Genomic DNA, 18,405 nt, shown 5'->3' with positions numbered 1-18,405 from the left:
ATCCGCTGGTCCCTTACCCCCATACAAGGCGGATAGGTTTGTTGGATTTATTCATGCTGAGCAGCAGCTTTGGATTTTCTATGACTGCCAGAGTGGTGGGGGTACTTGGTGGCTTGACGGTAGCAGCAATGATAATTTCGTTCTGTTCTTCTTTGTACGATATGACCTTAATTGTATACCCGCCGCTATTTCCGGCTCCGCCAGTCATTAAGAGATACGTACGGTCATTTAAATCGAACTGCTCTCCACCCCGATGATCTCCCAGTTTTTCGATGGCTTTGTCGAGCTCCTTTTGCAATGCGGCGTTACCCCTGATGGCTTCCATGTTTACAATTTCATAATTGCCGGCACAACCGCAAAGAACCATGGCGAATAGGATGAAAAACACAAAAATTCTCATTTTCATATTCCCTCCCCTATTCCCAATATTATACAAAACTAAGGGCTTACAAGGAAGAATTCTATGAATTTCGGAAGGGAACCGCAATGGTAAATATATAAATGCCGTTCGAATGGGTTAATTTTAAAGCACCTCCGTGCAGCTCGATAATGTTTCTGGCGATGGAAAGTCCTAATCCGGCACCCGATTGGATGCCTTCGCTGCTCCGGGAGTTATCGACTTTATAGAATCGATCAAATAATTTATCCTCTTGTTCTTGCGTGAGGGGTTGGCCTTTATTTTCGACCTCGATATAAAATCGCTGCTCGTCCGACTTCAAAATAGCACAAATCGTTCCCGGCTTAACGGAATACTTAACGGCATTCATCAATAGATTATCGATAGCTCTGGCCATTTTACCGCTGTCTATCCAAGCCATAACAGGGGAATCACCTGTCTTTTTAATGACCTGAATTTCGTTCTCCTCCGCAAGCGGTTCGAACTCAAACAGCATCTGATCCAGAAGCTGACGCACATCAATCGTTTTCAAATCTAATCGGATGTCGGAAGAGGTAAGACGCGTATATTCAAACAAATCATCGATCAGTTTTTTCAAATGAATGGCTTTGTTGTACGTATTTTGAACAAACCGTGTATATTCTTCTCTGTTTTGAAATGAATCCGATCTTAACAGCTCCAGATAGCCAATAATACTAGTAAGCGGCGTCCGCAAATCGTGAGAAACACCTGTAATCAGCTCCATTTTGGAGCTTTCCATACTTCGTTCCCTTTCGATCTGCTGCTGCAATCGTTCTGTCATCAAATTGATGTTAAAGGCGACCTGCCCAAGTTCATCCTTACGTATAAGGGGAACTCTATAGTTCAAATTGCCTTCGGAGATGGTTTGAAGCCCATCAGCCAAAGCTATAATGTATTTAACCATGCGGCGGGTTAGTTTATAAAAAGAAAAAACGAAAGCTATTACAAAACAAACAGGGGCAAGATTAACAAAATAATATCCCGCTTGAAATCGATTAATAAATAGACCGGCGCAAGATGCTACAACGAAGAAAGTAATACATGCGATGATGAAGCTGAAAACAAATGCCCAAAATAGTTCAAAGCGAATACTTCTTTTGCCTTTTATTAGGTCGGACCCGTTATTTTTCAACTTTGTACCCTACTCCCCAAACAGTTTTAATATAGCGCGGCTCTCTTGGGACATCCTCTATTTTCTCACGTAAATTCCTAATATGGACCATCACCGTATTATCTGAGTATCCGGTCGGTTCCTTCCATACGCTTTCGTAAATGGTATCCGCACTAAATACTTGACCGTGGTGACTTGCAAGCAGCTCTAATATGGAGAACTCTAGCGGCGTCAGCGAAATCTCTTTTCCTTTCATAGTTACGGAATGCTTGGCCTTATCTATAATCAGATCCTGAATATGGATTAGGGAAGCGTCCGGTTCTTTCTCCGTGAAGGTTTGCCGCCTTAACTGAGCTTTGACCCGGGCCAGTAATTCTAACGGATTAAACGGTTTGGTAACATAATCGTCGGCACCTGTGGTGAGGCCTGTAATTTTATCAATGTCCTCTTCCTTGGCCGAGAGCATGATAATAGGAAGCATGGAGGTTTCCCGGATTTTCAGGCAGGTTTTTATGCCATCCATTCGGGGCATCATCACATCTAATATAATCAGGTGAACAGGGTTTGACTTTAATAGTTCTAAGGCTTCCAGGCCATTAGCGGCTTCTATAACATGGTATCCTTCATTCCGCAAATATACATGAATGACATCCCGAATTTCCGAATCATCATCGACGACAAGCACTGTAACCATTAGGCTTTGCTCCTTTTCCGGCTTTTTAGAATCAAGAAAATGAAGATCACTATAAGCAAGGCGAGGCCGGCGTATAAACCATAGTGATAAAGCATGGTCCCCATTGTCTCTACATGGCTGCCTGCAAATTGGCCAATTACAAAAAAGACAGACGTCCAAACAAGCCCCGCTGTATAAGAATAGAGGATATAACGGCGAAAGGACATTTTATTAATGCCGACTAAATAGGGAACAATATGCCTGACCACCGGAATAAAGTAGCTGAAGCTCAAGGCAAAATTGCCATATTTGTTTATCAGTCGTTCTGACATTTGGATATGCTTCTCCATATTTTTTTTACGGCGAAGCTTATCCAGTACCCTCGAACCAAAAAATCTGCCAAGAATATAACCAAGGGATAACCCGGAAATAACTCCTAAATAAGTGACAATAAATGCCGGGGTCGAATGGAGTACACCCGCTTTGCCGACAGCTCCTCCGGTCATAACGACAACCTCATCCGGTATAGGCATCCCGACAATTCCGAGCCATAACGCAAAGAATAAAGCAGCATAACCGAACTGTGCAATCCAATGAATCAACGTATCATAATTCACTTAAAGCCCCTCCTTTATCGGCATATATCAAAGCCGGAGGAAATTTAAAGAGCGCGAAATCGCTGCTTTCGCTTCTCCCTCATTTCCCATATTTTTTTCAGTTACTGACTCGCTCATGCAGTTTTTATATTAACGGATAAATCTAAGGAACCAATGGAGATATTTCTTAAGAAAATCTGAAGATATAAGGCAGCCACCATGATCCCATCACCTAACCATGTTTAAAGTAGAAAAGTCCTGATAAACCAAAAATCAAGAAGCAACTCCTTCATCCTACCCAAGCCTTGTTCCCCCTAAACTCTTCTCGCTCAAAAAATAATGCAGAGTCATCAGCCCTTTGACAAAAACAAAACAACGTAATAAAATATTTTTACGTAAGTATAATACTGTATGGAGGTTGGTTAGGTTTGCAGCAGCAGGATATTATGGAAAGCTGTCTCATCCAGTCGCCCGATCAAGCGATGGCCCTGCTGAATCCGCTCCGTGCGGACATCGTTTCACGGCTTATAGAGCCTGCTTCGGCTGCCGAGCTGGCGAGAATGATCAACGAGCCGCCTCAACGGATGAACTATCATTTGAAGGCGCTGGAGAAAACCGGTTTAATTCGCAGAGTCGGTACGAGGCAGGTTCGCAATCTTGTTGAGGTGCTGTATCAGTCCATCGCCAAAACTTTCGTTTTGGCCGAATCATTGAGCTTGTCCGAGGAGACGATCGAGCGGCTGAAGGAGCACGGATCATTGGCCCAGCTCATCACAACCGCAGAGCAAATGAAGAAGGACGCGGTCTATCTCATGGAGCATTCGGAGAAAGGCATCGAAATTCCAAGCGCTACTCTGCAGATGGATGTCCCTCTGCTCGACGGCGAAGACCGGGAAACTTTCATTGCGGATTACGTGGATATGGTAAAGCAGCTGGTTGGAAAATATGCAAAAGCCGCCGATAACGTTCAAAGTCCACCCCTCTATAAGGTGATTTTGTCTGTCTATCCGAAGGCTGCGGAAGGAGAGCCATCCAAATGAGTGAGAACACGATTCGTGAAGGTGAAGCAAAGGAGCATGTAAATGCTGCCGGAACATCGGAGGCTGTAAACCCGTCTTCCCCTTTGCTTGTTATCAGACAAAATGCCGATTCGGGAGAAAAGGTATCTTCAGAGCCCCTCACTAAGGTTGTGGATTTGGAGCAATACAGGTCAGGCCAAAGCCAGGTTATTTCTGAAGAGGCTCTGGTTCAAGAATGGCAGCTAAACACGGAAGACCAAACACCGCCAGTCAAGCTCATCATGGTATCTTCCGGATTCGGCGGCAAACGAAGCTATATGTTGAGACAAACGGATATTCAATGCAAAGCCGCTTAATACAAGGAACCGGCAGGTTCGACAATGAAATGGAGGTAGGAGTATGAGCTATATTCCTATGGTTATTGAGCAAGAGGGCCGCGGTGAGCGGTCATACGATATTTATTCCCGGTTATTGAAGGATCGCATCGTGTTTCTTGGCTCCGAGGTCAACGATCAGGTAGCGAACAGCATTATTGCGCAGCTGCTCTTTCTGGCAGCGGCGGATCCCGAGAAAGATATCCATCTGTATATCAACTCTCCAGGCGGTTCGACCACTGCCGGGCTTGCCATCTATGACACCATGCAGTTTATTCAGCCGGATGTATCGACGATCTGCGTCGGATTCGCCGCCTCGATGGGAGCGATTCTGCTGACAGGGGGAGCAAAGGGCAAACGGTTCGCACTTCCGAATTCGGAGATTATGATCCATCAGCCATGGGGCGGTACGCAAGGCCAAGCATCGGATATCCAAATCCGCGCGGCGAATATTATGAAAACGCGGAATACGCTCTCCAAAATTATCTCCGAAACATCCGGGCAGCCCTTTGAAAAAGTGCAGAAGGATTCAGACAGAGATTATTTTATGAGCGCTGTTGAGGCCAAGGAATACGGGCTGATCGACAAAGTGATCGAACGAGTACAGCCGTAAGATTTTTTTCGAACGAATATTTGAAATGAAAACCATTAGCTCCCTTTCGAATACTTGAGAAAGCACAGCGGTTCAATGAAAAACAGCCGGTTAGACAGTGAATTCACTGCCTTTCCGGCTGTTGGCTTATAAAGAGCGGGCTATATCCGGATCAGTCCTTCTCGGGTAACGGTCAGCTTCTCAAATCCGGTATCAGTAATCGCGTAGCTGTTCTCAATACCGACAACCCCGCGCTGCGGGAACGTAAATTTCGGCTCTATCGCTATGACCATTCCTTGCTGGAGCGGATAGCTGAAGCCTTTGGCCAGTACGGGAAGCTCATCGATTTCGAGGCCGATCCCATGACCAAGAAACTTGACCTGATCGTCGCCAAAGCCCATATAGTGATCGCTTAGGCCTGCATCATGAGCCATAAGCAGCGAATGCATATACAGCCGCTCGCATACCGTCCCCGGCTTCAGCATCTCTTCGACGCTGCGGAGGATTTGCTCCGACGTATCATACGCCTGAATGAGGTCCTCGGGCAAATCACCTATCACTATGGTCCGCGTCTGATCGATCACGTACCCGTCGATGCAGCAGCCGACATCCAGCAAAATCGGCTCGTTGGCTTGAATCGGCCGGCGGCTGACGCTTTGCGGAACCGCGGCGCTCAAGCCCCTGCCTCCTGCCGGACCGTCAAAATAGCTCGGAGTAGCGGCGGCATCTCCGGCCCCAACCATCCCTGTAATGACCTCCTGGTTATACCCCCGCATCCTCATGACCCCTATATGGCCTTGAAGGCGAATAAACTGTTCGATACCGGCCATTAGCTCCAGCTCCGTCATCCCTGGCTTAAGGATGCCCAGAGAATGCTCGAAGGCAAGATCGATGACACGCGCCGCTTCCTTTATACAGGCTATCTCTGAAGCGGACTTGATCATCCGCAGCTCACGGACGATTGTTGAACCGTCCACCCATTCGACATCGGGCAGCACATTTTGCAGCCTCATCAGCTGCTGCACCGGCAGCACGTCAAATTCCGCCGCAAGCTTCAGCCTGCGGGAGCCTGCGGCCTGCTGAAACAAAGGGCTGAACACTTCGGCAAGCCGCTTCCCGAAGCTGCGAAATGAGCCCAGCGCCTCTACCGTTATCGCCGATTCCTCCTGTGCCCTTACGACACTGCGGCGCACGAAAAAACCAGCCTCTCCGTCACGCGGGACAAACAAATAGCCGGTCTGCATGGAGCCGGTAAAATAATATAAGTCCACATTTTGAGTAATCATGCAGCCGTCCATCTGGCTCTGACGCAAACGCTCCTGCAAGCGTTGAATACGCAACACATTTTCCTTCAATGCCATTCACTCCTAGGTACCAATTGGCTGCTGTCTCTTTTGTTAGAGTACCCCATCTTCTCCATGCTTTCAACAAGCTTCGGAGAGCGCCCGGAAATAGAAAATGTCAACAAAAAACCAGCTGCCTGCATCCACCTATGCCGACATCTGGTTTTTTCAAAGCAAGCTTATGAAGCTATCCGAAACAGAAATATTACCTTACTTGAACAAGCTGCTTCAAGCGCTGAAGCACAACGACCGCCTCGGCGCGTGTCACCGTTCGAGAGTCATTCGATTCCTCTCCTTCCTCTTCAATTAAGCCTGCAGCGATTGCCTGCTCTTTTTGTTCAGAAGGCTGGGCCTTTCCCGCTTCAGGGTCCACAGCACGAAGCGCCAGCCGAATCATCTCCGAACGTTGCAGCTCTTGACCCAGCTCATCGGCGGGAGCATCTTTATCCTCCAGAAGGCCAATATCACGCAGCGACTGAAGTCTGGCCTCATTGCTGCTGCGATCCGAAGACGAAGCTGCCAATGGAATATGCAGAGCGGCAATCAGCATATCGATGAATTCCCCCCGATTAACCCTGCGGTCTGGACGAAATGTTCCATCATCGTAGCCGGAGACGATGCCTTCTGTTACAGCTTCCTGGACGGGCACTTTTGCCCAGTGGTCATTCATATCGCTAAACTCGGTAGAATCCAGACCGGCTTGGGCCGAGCCTCCGCCAGAGGCAAAGGCAAATGGCAGAGTTGCCAACGCAAGTACATAAGCAGTCCTGCGAATAAGCACAATGGATGCAGCTGCAAACATCAATTTCATTTTATTGGTTTGTCTCCTGATCGTAGACATGGCTCTTACCTCGTTTCATCTTAATTATTCTGCCTCATACGCCTTAAGAACACGGCTGCTCTCGCGGCGTTCCGGCGAGGTCACCGTCACAAACAGCCTGCCGCCTTCTGAGTTCAGCTGCAAACGCGGGATTGTCACGACGGAGCCGCCTTCCGGCACAGTAGAGACAGCCTGTGATCCCCATGCCGTGAGCAGAGGCTGAACGGACTCGGCATCTGCGTATAGCTTCACTGTATCCCCGGGCTTGAGATGGGTCACGGTCACCTCGTCAACGTTAGGATCGGTAACATTCTTAACGTAAATGTGGTTAGGGGAGAGCGGCAGCGTTAGTGGCTCCGCCGCATAAATTTTAGGTGTTCGACGGCTCTCCTCCCCCTGCGATCGGGTTACCGTAACATACACGGTGCCATACCCGGTTTCCGGTAAAGCGGTATGTACAACGGCAGTTTCCGTTGCGTCCGCAATCGCCGTACCGATGGGAACTGCAGCCGCTTCCTCCGCATACACCTTGACCCTATCGCCTGGTTGAAGCCCTATTACGGTAACCGTATCGTTAGCCCCCGCCGTGTTGCGGATTTGAATATCCGAGCGCGATGGAGCAAGGCTCGCCTGCTCAGCCGCGTAGCTTTTAACCGTCCTGGCGCTCTCTCTTCCGGATGCCGAAGTGACCGTTAAATAGATATAGCCCGCTTGCTTACCTAACTGGCCGAGCTTGATGACCGCTAAAGAGGAATTGGAGCTGACCGTTGTCGCAGCCAAAGGATGCGGGGCAACCAAAGACGGATATACCTTGACGATATCCCCCGGTGCAAGGCCAAAAACTTCAATATGGTCGTCCGTTCCTTCCTGCTCATTAGTCACGACTATCATTCCTGGAGCTAATGCCGTCGTCACAGGTTCAGGACTATATCGCTTCGAAATGCGTTCGCTCTCCAAAAGCGGTGAGGTCGTTACCGTAACATAAATGCTCTCCTGGCCTCCCTCCGTAGAAGGAAGCGCGAGAGGAATATCAACAGTGGATGCCCCTGCGGCCACAACGGCTTGAGCTAAGGCTGAGGAGTCCCGAAGGGTAGCGTAAAGCTTGATAATATCGCCCGGTTGCACTTGTGAAACGATAACATGATCATTTGACCCCCGCTCATTGATAACGCGTATTTGATCAAGCTGCAGCCTGCCCGTTCTTGGCTCCGCATCATATGCCTTTTCTACCACCCGGCTCTCTCTTCTGCCCGGCTCGGTTACAGTCACATAGATAACGCCTTCCTCCGGGCCAAGCTGACCGACCGAAATGACGGTTCCATCGGTCGTGCTCGATGCTACGGTACCGGAACCGATCAGCCTTGTTTTGGATGCATCTTTATATACCTTTACCATATCCCCAGCGTGAAGACCTCGTACCGTAATTTGGTCGGCTGCGCCGCCCGACCGGTTGGATATGCGTATGGAGGTCACCGCAGGAGCAGCGGAGACCGGCTCCTCCGGGAATGATTTGACGACACGCCGGCTCTCGGAATAGGAAGGCTGCGTTACCGTAACGTATATATGCCCGCCCGCCGAGCCTAACTGATCGATTATTACCGTAGCGCTGGATGAACCGCTGCTTACCGTAGAGCTCCCTATAGGTGAAGCCGCACCTCCGTCTGCGTATACCTTCACGACGTCCCCGGGCGACAAACCGCTTACCGTCACGAGATCACTCGTTCCCGCTGGTCTATTGTCTACCCGGATTAGGCTTGGGGCTGGCGGTACGGAAGCGGCTGCATGTACCGTGCCGACGGGTAGCAGCGAACAAAACACAGCACACGCAAGCAGTCCGGCTGACGCCAGTTTCGTTGCTTTTTTCACAAATATGTTATCCACCTCATTTATTGAACAAGTCTGCTTAATCCAGCGGATATTCGTAAATGACCGTCTTATAGACATCACCGTTATAGGACAGCCCATTGGTTCTGGGAAGCTTCACCTTGACCTTGTAAATGACGGCAGGCCCCTTCAGCACTTTGGATATGTGCTCACTCTCCCGAACGTAGCTGTAAGGAAACCGCACTCCTGGCGTACTGTCATCCACATAGTCCTCGAATACGACGATCGGCCGATCCTTCAATAGGGTTCCTGTATAAGGGTCCCCTGTTGTGTCAAGCTGCAGGTTGTACCGCATGCCCGCTTCGAAGGCGGCTCTGGAATCGCTCCGCTCAAATACGATTTCCCCTTCGGCAAGCCGGTCCTTCTTCACCTGCAAAGCAGCGTCGTGTGCTCCCCGATTTATCGCGAATTTGAGCCGATTATGCGTTGTTTCGGTCACGTAACGGTCCGCTTCAAAGCTTGTCGTATATAGAAACATCGGAATTACAAAAATGAGAAGCAGCACCCGATTCATACCCGGATCACCGTACCAGAGCTTCGCTCATTTGCTTTGCATAACGAACGATTTCGGGCGGGTCGCGTTCGAGACTGCCGAACAGGCTGCGAAAGAGCCATCTTGGCGTACTTTTTACCGATAGTTTCCCTTCAATATATTCTCCCCTCGGTGTAAGCTCTGTCGTGCCGGTAAACCGGATATCGCTGGCATCCAGCAAAAAGATATGCACGAGCGTTCCCCGCATCTCCTCGATAATTTCCGGCGTAAATCGGCCGTTGTCGGCATTGGCCGCCTTCTGGATCGCACTATCCAGCACCATCTCGACCGCATTCGCCCGTGTCGAATAAATGTCGTGCAGGATCGGCTGGAACAGCAGAAGCATTAAAATGTAAACCGTCAGCATCTCCACCAAAGCAGCCTTCATACCGTCAAGAACTCAGAGCTTACGGCCAGCGGATTCTCCACCCTTACGGAGTCCGTCTGCGGTATTCCTTTGATTTGATAATGATACGAGGTGGGGACGTTGGTGTTGTTGAACAGGTCGTCCATTTGCGTTTTCTTCTCTTTAATCGATCCCCATAAGGCTACAAAAATAAAAATCCCGATAGCAGCCAGCGTTGCCGCAATTAATAAAAATTTCTCCAAAGCCGGTTTCATTCGTTATTCGCTCCTTGTTTTTCATTATCCAAAATGGTTCGTGCTGCGCGCTAAATCCGTCACATACTGCTGAGCAATATTTAACGCATTCCATAAATAAATGAGCAGCGGGCTGAATGCGGCCGCATAAGCGATGCTGCCGAAAAACTTTCTTTGACGGCGGCGGTTTTCACGCAGCATCTGCGTGTAGCTCTCCTCCCGGGTATCGACCAAGGCTGAGATGTCCTCCGGAGGAGTCAGCTCCAAATCCGCCAGCAGCTTGCACAGCTCTTTCGCCTCCCGGGTGCCGATATCCTCGGCAATCGTCTGCAACGCCAAATGGGCTCCCTCGTCGAACCTTCGCAGCCCTTTATTCAAGGAAGGCTTAATGCGCACTGTATAGTCCCTAAGCTTGGTCAGCAAGGTGTGAAGATTCAGCCTGCGCTTCGGGTTGCCTTTAAGCTCATCTGCAATCATGCTGTAAATCATGAACAGCTCGCGATTTTTTTCACCATCATCGATTTCCTTCCATTTGCTCAACAGGTAAGTCAGCAAGGAAGCTTTTGTATTCGTGGCTAGCAGTACGACAACCGGCCCCCACAGGCGAAGCAGCAAGCTGGGCCAGGTAAGCTCAGCCCAATGGAAGGAAGCATCATAGAGACTGTTCAATATCCATACCAGAGCTATGCCGTATCGGATCGATTGAATCTTCCAGGCGTTCAGCCTGAGCGGGTAGCCTGTTTGCTCCAAACGCCTCTCCAGCTCCGGATGCTGCAGCCATCGTTTCAGCTGCAAATACTGCAGCCGGGTCATATACTTTAAAGATAAAGGCGCGCGCATTCTCCGGTGTACCAAATAAGCGGCATAAACATAAAGCAAGCAGATCAGCAGCGCGAATAAAGAGCTTGCCAGAACATAGCCTCCGGATTGCCATATCATGAAGCTGTCGTCATCTCCAATCCTGTTCAGTAATCGTTAGGAGGGCGGCGGAACCAAACCGCTAGCAGCAGGGACCCGCCGATAAAGCAAAGTGTGACCGTCAGCCAGAATCGCCCCTGCTCGGTCCCGAGCTGATAATGCATCGTGCTGTTATATCCCATAAAGACGATCATAATAATGATCAACAGAGGAAACAGAATCACGTGCAGCCAGCTAAGCTGCAGCACCTCCGAGCTCGAATCTCCTTCATCGCGCAGCATATCGATGTGCTTATGAATATTTTTATCTATCGCGTTGAGCGTGCTCTCGACATTCTCGCTGCGAAGCAGTCCCTTGAGCACTGTCAGCCCCAGCTGCTTGGCAAAGGATGTTTGAATGCTGTAGATGAACTCTTCAATCGCCTTCTCCATTTCGCGCGAATCCACATAATTCAACTCCTCGCGAATCCAGTTCATAAAGTGCCGGCGGATGGGCGCCGACGAAATTTCCTGGCTGGCGAGCTGCAGTGCGGTTCGCATATTGCCCCTGGTTACTTTATATTTAGAGGATAAAATTCCGACCGCTTCCGCCAGATCATAGCCGCTCTGAATTTGCAGGCTTCGGAGCTTCAACCGGTGATAAGCAACCGGGCACGCCAGAATAAGCAGTCCCATAAAAAAGCTGAAACGAACATCCAAAGTAATAAAATAAATGATAAGACCAACGGAAACCGCCATCGACACAGCGAGCAATACAAATTTCTGCACCATAGATTCATGAAAACGGTCGCCATGCGTAGCCTTTAGCAACAGCTCCAGCTTACGCCGCAACCGCTGCCATAAGGCTGCCAGCCAGGAGGCCTCCTCCCCCGGCTCCTTTTGCCTGCGCAGCTGCCTCATTCCTTTGCGGTATCGCCGGTCGGTTCGAACGGCTTCCCCCCAATAACGAAGCGCAGGATAACAGGTCTTATACAGCCCCACCGTGAACAGCCAAGCGGAGATGAACAGTACTGCAGCATTAACGATCGGATAGAGCGCCACCTGTCTGCCCTCCCCAAGCCTCGATACACTCACGTACTCCGATTACCGCTTCCTGACGCAGCTTCTGTTCATAGGGCTGGAGCCTCGCCAAAGTATCGCTGATTCGATGTAGCGGATTCGCATACGCCGGGTTCAACACGACAACCCCTTCCCCTTCGGGAATAGGCGATGCCTCGGCCAATCTCTTAAGCGTCCGTTCAGTAATCTCGGCCCACTCGGGCTGCAGCTCGCGCATTTCCTTGCGCAGGCGTTCGCTTAGATCGTTCCTGTAGGACCACGTATCGTCCTTCTCGTTCCAATGCATAAGCTCATGCGTGCTGATCTCGCCGTTCAAGCGGTTATAGCGGAGCTCCATGACGCTCTTGATTCTTTTGCGCGATCTCCGGACATCCTGGGTCTGAACGATGAGAATGTCTATATTATCAGCAACCCGCTTCTCCTCCTCCTCGAACCTCACCCCCGGGTTCAGGCAGCATAACAGCCGGGCGAATTGGGATGGGACCGTCTCGGGCTTCCACGTATGGAACGTGCTTCCGAATCCTTTCATCAACCGTTCGCAAGCGAGCATAGCCCCTTCCGCTTCGATCCTTCTTACTTCACCGATGATTGCATAATCGACGTCGAACCGAAGCACCTGATCCATTGCATGATGGAACGTGTTCTCATGAGTAACTCGCTCGATTAATTTTTTCTCGGGAAAATCCCGGCTCGCGGCCAGCTCGTAATGCTTCTCAATAATTGCCCCGGTGTAATCGTCAGCCCTTTCGGCGAGCAGCGCCTTCAAGGTAGTGGACTTGCCGGTCCCTGGCGGACCGATGATCAAAAGATTGCAATGCGTTTTGGAAATGCCCTTCAGAAGCACAGCCGCTTCAGGCGGAATCGTCTTGCGCCGTTCGTCCGCCAGATCATCCACCGTTACCCTGCCGATCAGAAACCGCCGAAACGTAATGACATCATGCCTTACATCCGGCTTGACCGTCAGCGTCACCCGTTCCCCCGTATACAAATCAACCTCCAGCGTAGTGTTGTATAAATTAACAATGGCATCCTCCCTCTGCCTGGTTAGTGCGCGAATGATTTTATCGACATCCTGGGTGGATGCGAACTGGAAGGGCATCCGCTCATGCCGTCCATGATGATGAATCCAAATCGAGGTGCCGATAATTTGAGCCGCGTAGCTGTCCGGGTACTTTTGCCAGCAGGCCAGCGCTTTAAAGCCGTAGATTTCGTGAAACATCGCATGGGTGATGTCGGAGTAGCACTGCTGCTCCTCCCGGGCATACGGCCTTAGTCCGGCGTAATATTCCGGCAGCTCCACCTGGTAAAGGCCGTTCTGATCCACATAGGACTGAATTTGCTCCATAATGGCCGATACAGTCTCGGGAACACCGATGATCGCTTTATTTTCCAGCTCAACGAAGGCCTGAGCCTCATCCACTCTCGTCCCGTCGGCAGACAGGGGATCGTCCTCCCTGCGATGCATCGTTCCGGCAAAACGCTCACCGACCAGCTCCTTGTAGGTTTTGCATGCCTGATCGAATGTCATCTTCCTGGCAATCGCCGGGCCCGGCTCAGCCGCAGGCTGGCTAGCACGGAGAGTAGAAGAAGCTTCCGGCGGTGATGCTTCCCTATGAAATTGACCGATATGGAATCTGGAGTAACCCTCCATTGGATTTACGCCTCCTTCAACGGCTTCATCCAACGAAGCCAGGAGCCCTTGGCCGCTTTTGGCGCCATACGGGAGGCTGATGCCCCCGTAGCAGACTGAAGGGGAATGCTGTAGTAATGAAGAATGGCCCGGCACAGCTTGTTCAATTCCTTGTCATAATCGGGCCAATGCTGATGGAGCAGGCTTTTCTCGGATTCACACCGGTAAAACGACGGTACATGAGGAAGACTTCCGACGTAGGGCATGTCCAGCTGACGGGACAGCTGCTTCTCGTTCTCCATATCGGGGGAACGAACCATGCGATTGAACAGCAGCATCGCCTGCCGGCTTTCCAAATGAAACACGGGGGATAGAATCTGCTCGCACATTCGCCTCCATTGCTCTTTTGCCGCCTGACTCTGGTTCATTTGAACCAAAAGAAGGTCCGCAGCATAGATGCTTTGTGCAGACAACGCATGATCCGGATAGCTGCCTGCATCAATCAGCACAAGGTCAAAGCATTCGCGCGCCTTCTCAATCAGCCAGGAAATCCCGTCCGTGTGGTAGTAGTACAGCTTTTTCAGATCCCGGTTGCCCGCCAAATAATGCACGCCGGGTGCCGCCTGATGCATTTTCCCTATTAGCTCTTCACCATGCAGCTGCCGTCCTTGAAGACTGCCCCACAGCTCATCCAAATACTTGCCTTCGTACTTAAGAACGCTATCCCCCGGGTTCCAGCCGTTCAAGCCTAGAACGCCGATTCGTTTGCCCGACAGCCTGGCAAGCTGCACCCCCGCCAACAAAAGGCTTGAGGTAAGACCTGATTGCGGCAGCGCGCCAATGGCTGTAATCACTTTGCTTGCAGTCGGCTGTCTCTCGAAGCACAGTCTTCCAATTTCACGGACAGCCTGTTCCGGGGTCAGATAAGGCATCACATACCGGATTCCGTGCGCAGCGCATAGGCTTTGGGTAGTTTTCATCGCTGGAAAATCGGGATCGTTGGTTAACAAATAAATAAAAGCAGGCTCGGGACATCTTTCCCGCAAAGCAATAGCTTCATAGATATCCAGACTTTCTCCGCTGACAATCCAAACTTCGGCATCACCTGCTGATCCCGTTTTGCCGACCGGTGCCGCCAAGCCTAATTCCGCCAAGATCGTATCGAAGCTGCCGTTATCGCGGAGCTCCTCTCCTTCCATTAGCAGAACGGCAATCATTTCCTTAGAGATCGGTGATATGGAGCCATAATCGTTTGAAAGCCGCAGCGCTTCTATCAAACGCCGATCCTCTGCCACTACATAAGCATTCAATTATCGTACGCCTCCCCTTGATATTCCTTATCTGTATATGATCAAAAAACGGTAACCCTTGGTGCCGTATTTGCGAATGAGCTCCTTCTGCTCATCGTTGACTATCAGCTCCACCGTATTGACGGCGCCGGTCGTCTTCTTCCGGTCATCCGTCGAAGCAATCTCCTGATTGTTCGTACCTTTGACGTAGCTGACGACGATCTCTTCAAGCCTCTTTTCCTCCTCGAACGGAATGTTCAGCGACTCCAGTTTATCCCGAGTCATCTCCTGGCCCGCTTTATCTTCCGCTTTTTTGGCCTCTTCCTTTTGCACGAGCAGGAGAGAGACCTTATCTCCCCGCAGCAGGCTTCCCGGCGGTTTTCCGAACATCCATTCCGCAGGGAGAGATAGATTCCATTCTCCCGGGCCGGGGAGAAGGTGATTCGTATTCAGCATGGCATCGGTGATCTGCTCATTAGCCCGGATGACACGCGTGGTTTCCTGCCCAAGGGCACGGGGCAGCTTATCTATAGCTCCGTCTACCAGCAGCTCCTTTTTCAGCTTAACCTTCTTCAGGTCTGCCTCCGATAATCGTACGCCGCGCTCTACGGTTCGAGCTGCCTGAAGCACCTCCACGGTGCCCCATCTCGGCTCAACCCCCCATTTCCATCCTATTAACAGTGCGGGCCCGGACAAGCATAAGCCTATAACCAGCACATAATACATGCATTTATACCAGAAATTCATCGGGCTTCTTCTCCTGTTATCCGTTTTTCCACAGCTTGCGAAGCACCTGGAGCGTACCGCCAGCGGCAGTATGTCCTGCAAGTCCGGCTTGATTCTCCAGCCAATCTCTCAGCCACGGCTGGACCGCCCGAAGCAGCTTCTCCCTCACAATCGGGCGATCCTGTACCCTATGGCCTAGCCAGCTTGCTTCGGCAATGGTCGCGTAGTCGATCGCAGGCAGAAGACAGACCGGCGGCTCGGGCAGAACCCGCAGCCATTGGGCGGTGTGACCGGAGGCCACCGTTTTGTTAGCCATTCCGTAAACCCGCTTACCTGCTTCCTTAAGCTGCTGCAGCTGGATTTGGCTTCTTCGCGTCGCTTCAAGGTCCAATTTATGAAGAATCGGGTCTGTGACATAAAGGATATCGACCGTCTCCCCGGTTAGAAGCTCGCGAATATCGGGTCGATCCCACTCCGTCCCAATGTCTACCAGCACAATGGGGCGATCCAGCTCCAGAAGCGTTCGCAGCCAGCGACTGGAGGGCTCGCCGCCCGGCGGCTCTGCAGCCGAGGGCAGCCATAGGGTGCAGCCGTCCGTCCAGGCTGCATCCCGCGCCATGTCGGCGCCCGCCGCGTTGTAGCAGCGATAGCCGGGCGGCGCATGCTTCTCGCCGAACAGCAGCGCGTGCAGCTCCGGCTGCTGCTTCGGCGGTTCGGCTGCCGCGTGCGGTACGCCCAGCCCGTGCAGCGCACGGGCAAGCGTAATCGCCGCGAAGGTGGCCCCGGCGCCGCTGTACAGCGCGCCTACGGCAAGGATGCGCGGCGGCTGCGCCGCAGTGCCGCCGCCGCGCATCGCAGCGGCCCTGGCCGGCGGTCGACGCTCCGCCTGCAGCCGCAGCAGCTCCTCGCGCACCTCGGCCGCGCTTTGATACCGGGCGGCCGGGTCCGCCTGCAGCAGCCGCTCTACGAGTGCGGCAAGCTGGGAGGGGAGCTTCGCATCCAGCTCCCTCAGCTGCATGCGGGCGGCGTGGTAATACTGTCCTCCGCTCAGCAAAAAAAACATAAGCGCCCCGAGCCCGTACAAATCGGTGCGCTCATCGGTCTGCCTCCCCTCGAACTGCTCGGGGGCCGCGAAGCCGACCGTGCCGATCCGCACCGTATCGGCGGCTTGCCCTGCCTTGTAGCTTCGCGCGATGCCAAAGTCGATAAGCCGAAGCCGCTCCTGCACATCGATCATCAGATTGGATGGCTTCAAGTCGCGATAAATAATCGGCTCCGGCCTGCGGCTGTGCAAATACTGAAACAGATCGCACAGCTGCAGCGAATAATCCATTACCTGATCCAGCCCCAGACGGCGGCCGCTGCGCTCAAAGCGCTGCAGAAGCGTTTCCCCTTCTATATAATCCATCACCAGATAGCTGTACCCGCCCCGTTCGCCGGCATAATAATCAATAATATCCGGCAAGTTCGGATGGTTAAGACGAACCAGCATGTCCGCCTCCGCCAATCCTGCATACGCCTCATCCTCTTCCAGTCTCGCTTCCTTCACTGCTCTGCGCTTGCCCGGCAGCCGCAAATCTTGAGCCAGGTAAACGGTGCTCATTCCTCCCCTGCCGATGACGGATTCAATGCGATAACGCTGTCCGAGCAGATCTCCAATGCCTAGTCCCTGCTGTCCCCTCATCCCAAATTTCACCTCTTGTCCAGATCATGTTCATGCTGAAGCGGAACCCGTATTTCCTGCAACGACAAAAAAACCGCCCCTTTCCCGGCGCGTCAGCGCAGGATAGAGGCGGTTCTTCCGCTCATAATATCCAATGTTGTCTATAAATTACCACAAATTTCTTGATTATGCAACAGTTTTCGATCCTTGCTAATAATAGCATGAACACCAAATCAGTCCTTGTAATTGGAAGGAAGCGGATGTCTAAATTTACTCGCTGGGGGAAAACTATGGTACACTCTCATATTTAGGATGCAATAGGAGGCCTCAATGACATGCGTAGTCGCAACTTTAAAGTATTGGCGCTTTCAGGCTGCATACTGCTGCTTGGATTCAGTACAACCATAACGGCCGCCCCCAGCAAGGGACGACCGTATTTTGAAAAACGGGGTGAGGTAGTCTGGGAAGTCCCGACCGAGGAACAGGTCATAGCGCTCAGCTTCGATGACGGTCCTGACCCCGAGGATACGCCTATAATCTTGGACTTACTGAAAGAGTACGGGGTCAAGGCAACCTTTTTTATCATCGGAAACAAAGCCGAGCTGTACCCTGATCTTGTCAAACGGGAAGCGGACGAAGGTCATGAGCTTGCCAATCACACCTATAGACATTTATATTTCAATAAAAGGGTATCCGAGAATCGGTTGCAGGATGAGCTTCGAAAAACGCAGGACGCTATCTTTAAGGCAAGCGGACAAAGGCCCCACCTGTTCCGGCCCCCGGGCGGCTACTACAATGAGACTCTCGTACGCATCGCCAGAAAGGAAGGCTTTACCATAGTCATGTGGTCATGGCATCAGAACACTATGGACTGGAATACGCCAGGGGTTTCCAAAATCACCTCCACCGTGCTGAATAATGCCCGCAACGGTGATATCGTCCTGTTCCATGATTATGTAGAAGGACAGACACAGACTATCGCTGCCTTGAAAACCATACTGCCTGAGCTGAAAAAAAGAGGCTACCGGTTTGTTACGATTTCCGAGCTGCTGTCCTACAGCAAGCTGAGTCCCGTAAAACAGGGTGATACGATACAGTAACCCACGCCAAGCCGCTAGGTAAGGATGAGCGTATAAGCGCAGCTTCAGATACAAGGAGG

At 51.4% G+C, this 18,405-nt stretch carries 20 protein-coding genes; 4 read left to right on the top strand and 16 right to left on the bottom strand.

Translation table 11 applies throughout. The features are described from left to right. Positions 1-13 precede the first annotated feature (13 nt). From GGC63_RS29735 to GGC63_RS29720, 4 genes are all read right to left on the bottom strand, one after another. Positions 14-406 (bottom strand): hypothetical protein, encoded by a 393-nt coding sequence (locus tag GGC63_RS29735; RefSeq protein ID WP_192705365.1) that lies wholly within the window; start codon positions 404-406, stop codon positions 14-16. Between the two features lie 55 nt (positions 407-461). Further along, positions 462-1,322, bottom strand: a complete 861-nt coding sequence (locus GGC63_RS29730) for a sensor histidine kinase (RefSeq protein WP_192705364.1) — start codon at positions 1,320-1,322, stop codon at positions 462-464. Positions 1,323-1,539: 217 nt separating this feature from the next. Then, positions 1,540-2,223 carry a response regulator transcription factor gene (locus GGC63_RS29725; RefSeq protein WP_192705363.1) on the bottom strand — a complete coding sequence of 228 codons (684 nt, stop codon included), beginning with the start codon at positions 2,221-2,223 and terminating at the stop codon, positions 1,540-1,542. Then, a complete protein-coding gene (locus GGC63_RS29720; protein WP_192705362.1) occupies positions 2,223-2,819 on the bottom strand; it encodes a DedA family protein in 597 nt (198 codons plus the stop codon). Before GGC63_RS29720 ends, GGC63_RS29725 begins: the two co-directional genes overlap by 1 nt. Before the next feature lie 407 nt (positions 2,820-3,226). Here GGC63_RS29720 and GGC63_RS29715 point away from each other — a divergent pair, with 407 nt between their 5' ends. From GGC63_RS29715 to clpP, 3 genes are read left to right on the top strand one after another with little or no spacing between them, the layout of a single operon-like run. After that, positions 3,227-3,838 (top strand): winged helix-turn-helix domain-containing protein, encoded by a 612-nt coding sequence (locus tag GGC63_RS29715; protein WP_225948580.1) that lies wholly within the window; start codon positions 3,227-3,229, stop codon positions 3,836-3,838. Continuing rightward, on the top strand, positions 3,835-4,173 hold the full coding sequence (locus tag GGC63_RS29710; protein WP_192705361.1) for a hypothetical protein: 339 nt from the start codon (positions 3,835-3,837) through the stop codon (positions 4,171-4,173). Before GGC63_RS29715 ends, GGC63_RS29710 begins: the two co-directional genes overlap by 4 nt. A 43-nt stretch (positions 4,174-4,216) precedes the next feature. Further along, on the top strand, positions 4,217-4,804 hold the full coding sequence (gene clpP / locus GGC63_RS29705; RefSeq protein WP_192705360.1) for an ATP-dependent Clp endopeptidase proteolytic subunit ClpP: 588 nt from the start codon (positions 4,217-4,219) through the stop codon (positions 4,802-4,804). Between the two features lie 140 nt (positions 4,805-4,944). Here clpP and GGC63_RS29700 read toward each other — a convergent pair whose 3' ends face one another. The 12 genes from GGC63_RS29700 to GGC63_RS29645 all read right to left on the bottom strand — a co-directional run bounded on the left by GGC63_RS29700 (position 4,945) and on the right by GGC63_RS29645 (position 17,267). Further along, complete coding sequence (locus tag GGC63_RS29700) at positions 4,945-6,144, bottom strand: M24 family metallopeptidase (protein ID WP_192705359.1); 1,200 nt, start codon at positions 6,142-6,144, stop codon at positions 4,945-4,947. 187 nt (positions 6,145-6,331) lie between these two features. Continuing rightward, positions 6,332-6,967: an S-layer homology domain-containing protein gene (locus GGC63_RS29695; RefSeq protein ID WP_192705358.1), complete on the bottom strand. Its 636-nt coding sequence runs from the start codon at positions 6,965-6,967 to the stop codon at positions 6,332-6,334. Between the two features lie 24 nt (positions 6,968-6,991). After that, positions 6,992-8,812: a hypothetical protein gene (locus GGC63_RS29690; RefSeq protein ID WP_192705357.1), complete on the bottom strand. Its 1,821-nt coding sequence runs from the start codon at positions 8,810-8,812 to the stop codon at positions 6,992-6,994. Positions 8,813-8,849: 37 nt separating this feature from the next. After that, entirely contained in the window at positions 8,850-9,344 is a 495-nt protein-coding gene (locus GGC63_RS29685) for a hypothetical protein (RefSeq protein ID WP_192705356.1), read from the bottom strand. Positions 9,345-9,351: 7 nt separating this feature from the next. After that, on the bottom strand, positions 9,352-9,750 hold the full coding sequence (locus GGC63_RS29680; RefSeq protein WP_192705355.1) for a hypothetical protein: 399 nt from the start codon (positions 9,748-9,750) through the stop codon (positions 9,352-9,354). After that, entirely contained in the window at positions 9,747-9,983 is a 237-nt protein-coding gene (locus GGC63_RS29675; protein ID WP_192705354.1) for a hypothetical protein, read from the bottom strand. Before GGC63_RS29675 ends, GGC63_RS29680 begins: the two co-directional genes overlap by 4 nt. A gap of 24 nt (positions 9,984-10,007) precedes the next feature. Beyond that, positions 10,008-10,901: a hypothetical protein gene (locus GGC63_RS29670; protein WP_192705353.1), complete on the bottom strand. Its 894-nt coding sequence runs from the start codon at positions 10,899-10,901 to the stop codon at positions 10,008-10,010. A gap of 26 nt (positions 10,902-10,927) precedes the next feature. Then, on the bottom strand, positions 10,928-11,920 hold the full coding sequence (locus GGC63_RS29665) for a hypothetical protein (RefSeq protein WP_192705352.1): 993 nt from the start codon (positions 11,918-11,920) through the stop codon (positions 10,928-10,930). After that, on the bottom strand, positions 11,898-13,589 hold the full coding sequence (locus tag GGC63_RS29660) for an ATPase, T2SS/T4P/T4SS family (protein ID WP_192705351.1): 1,692 nt from the start codon (positions 13,587-13,589) through the stop codon (positions 11,898-11,900). Before GGC63_RS29660 ends, GGC63_RS29665 begins: the two co-directional genes overlap by 23 nt. Positions 13,590-13,594: 5 nt before the next feature. Further along, on the bottom strand, positions 13,595-14,878 hold the full coding sequence (locus GGC63_RS29655) for a hypothetical protein (RefSeq protein ID WP_192705350.1): 1,284 nt from the start codon (positions 14,876-14,878) through the stop codon (positions 13,595-13,597). Between the two features lie 27 nt (positions 14,879-14,905). Then, positions 14,906-15,604 (bottom strand): SAF domain-containing protein, encoded by a 699-nt coding sequence (locus tag GGC63_RS29650; RefSeq protein WP_192705349.1) that lies wholly within the window; start codon positions 15,602-15,604, stop codon positions 14,906-14,908. A gap of 16 nt (positions 15,605-15,620) precedes the next feature. Continuing rightward, complete coding sequence (locus tag GGC63_RS29645) at positions 15,621-17,267, bottom strand: serine/threonine protein kinase (protein ID WP_192705348.1); 1,647 nt, start codon at positions 17,265-17,267, stop codon at positions 15,621-15,623. Between the two features lie 314 nt (positions 17,268-17,581). On the opposite strand from GGC63_RS29645, the gene GGC63_RS29640 reads away from it, so the two are divergent. Continuing rightward, positions 17,582-18,346, top strand: coding sequence for a polysaccharide deacetylase family protein (locus GGC63_RS29640; RefSeq protein ID WP_079913407.1), 765 nt, complete (start codon positions 17,582-17,584; stop codon positions 18,344-18,346). Positions 18,347-18,405: the final 59 nt, after the last annotated feature.

It is taken from the genome of Paenibacillus sp. OAS669 (genome assembly GCF_014873645.1).
In the GTDB taxonomy this organism is placed as follows: Bacteria; Bacillota; Bacilli; order Paenibacillales; family NBRC-103111; genus Paenibacillus_S; species Paenibacillus_S vulneris.
This window is presented reverse-complemented; position numbering and strand designations above follow the sequence as displayed.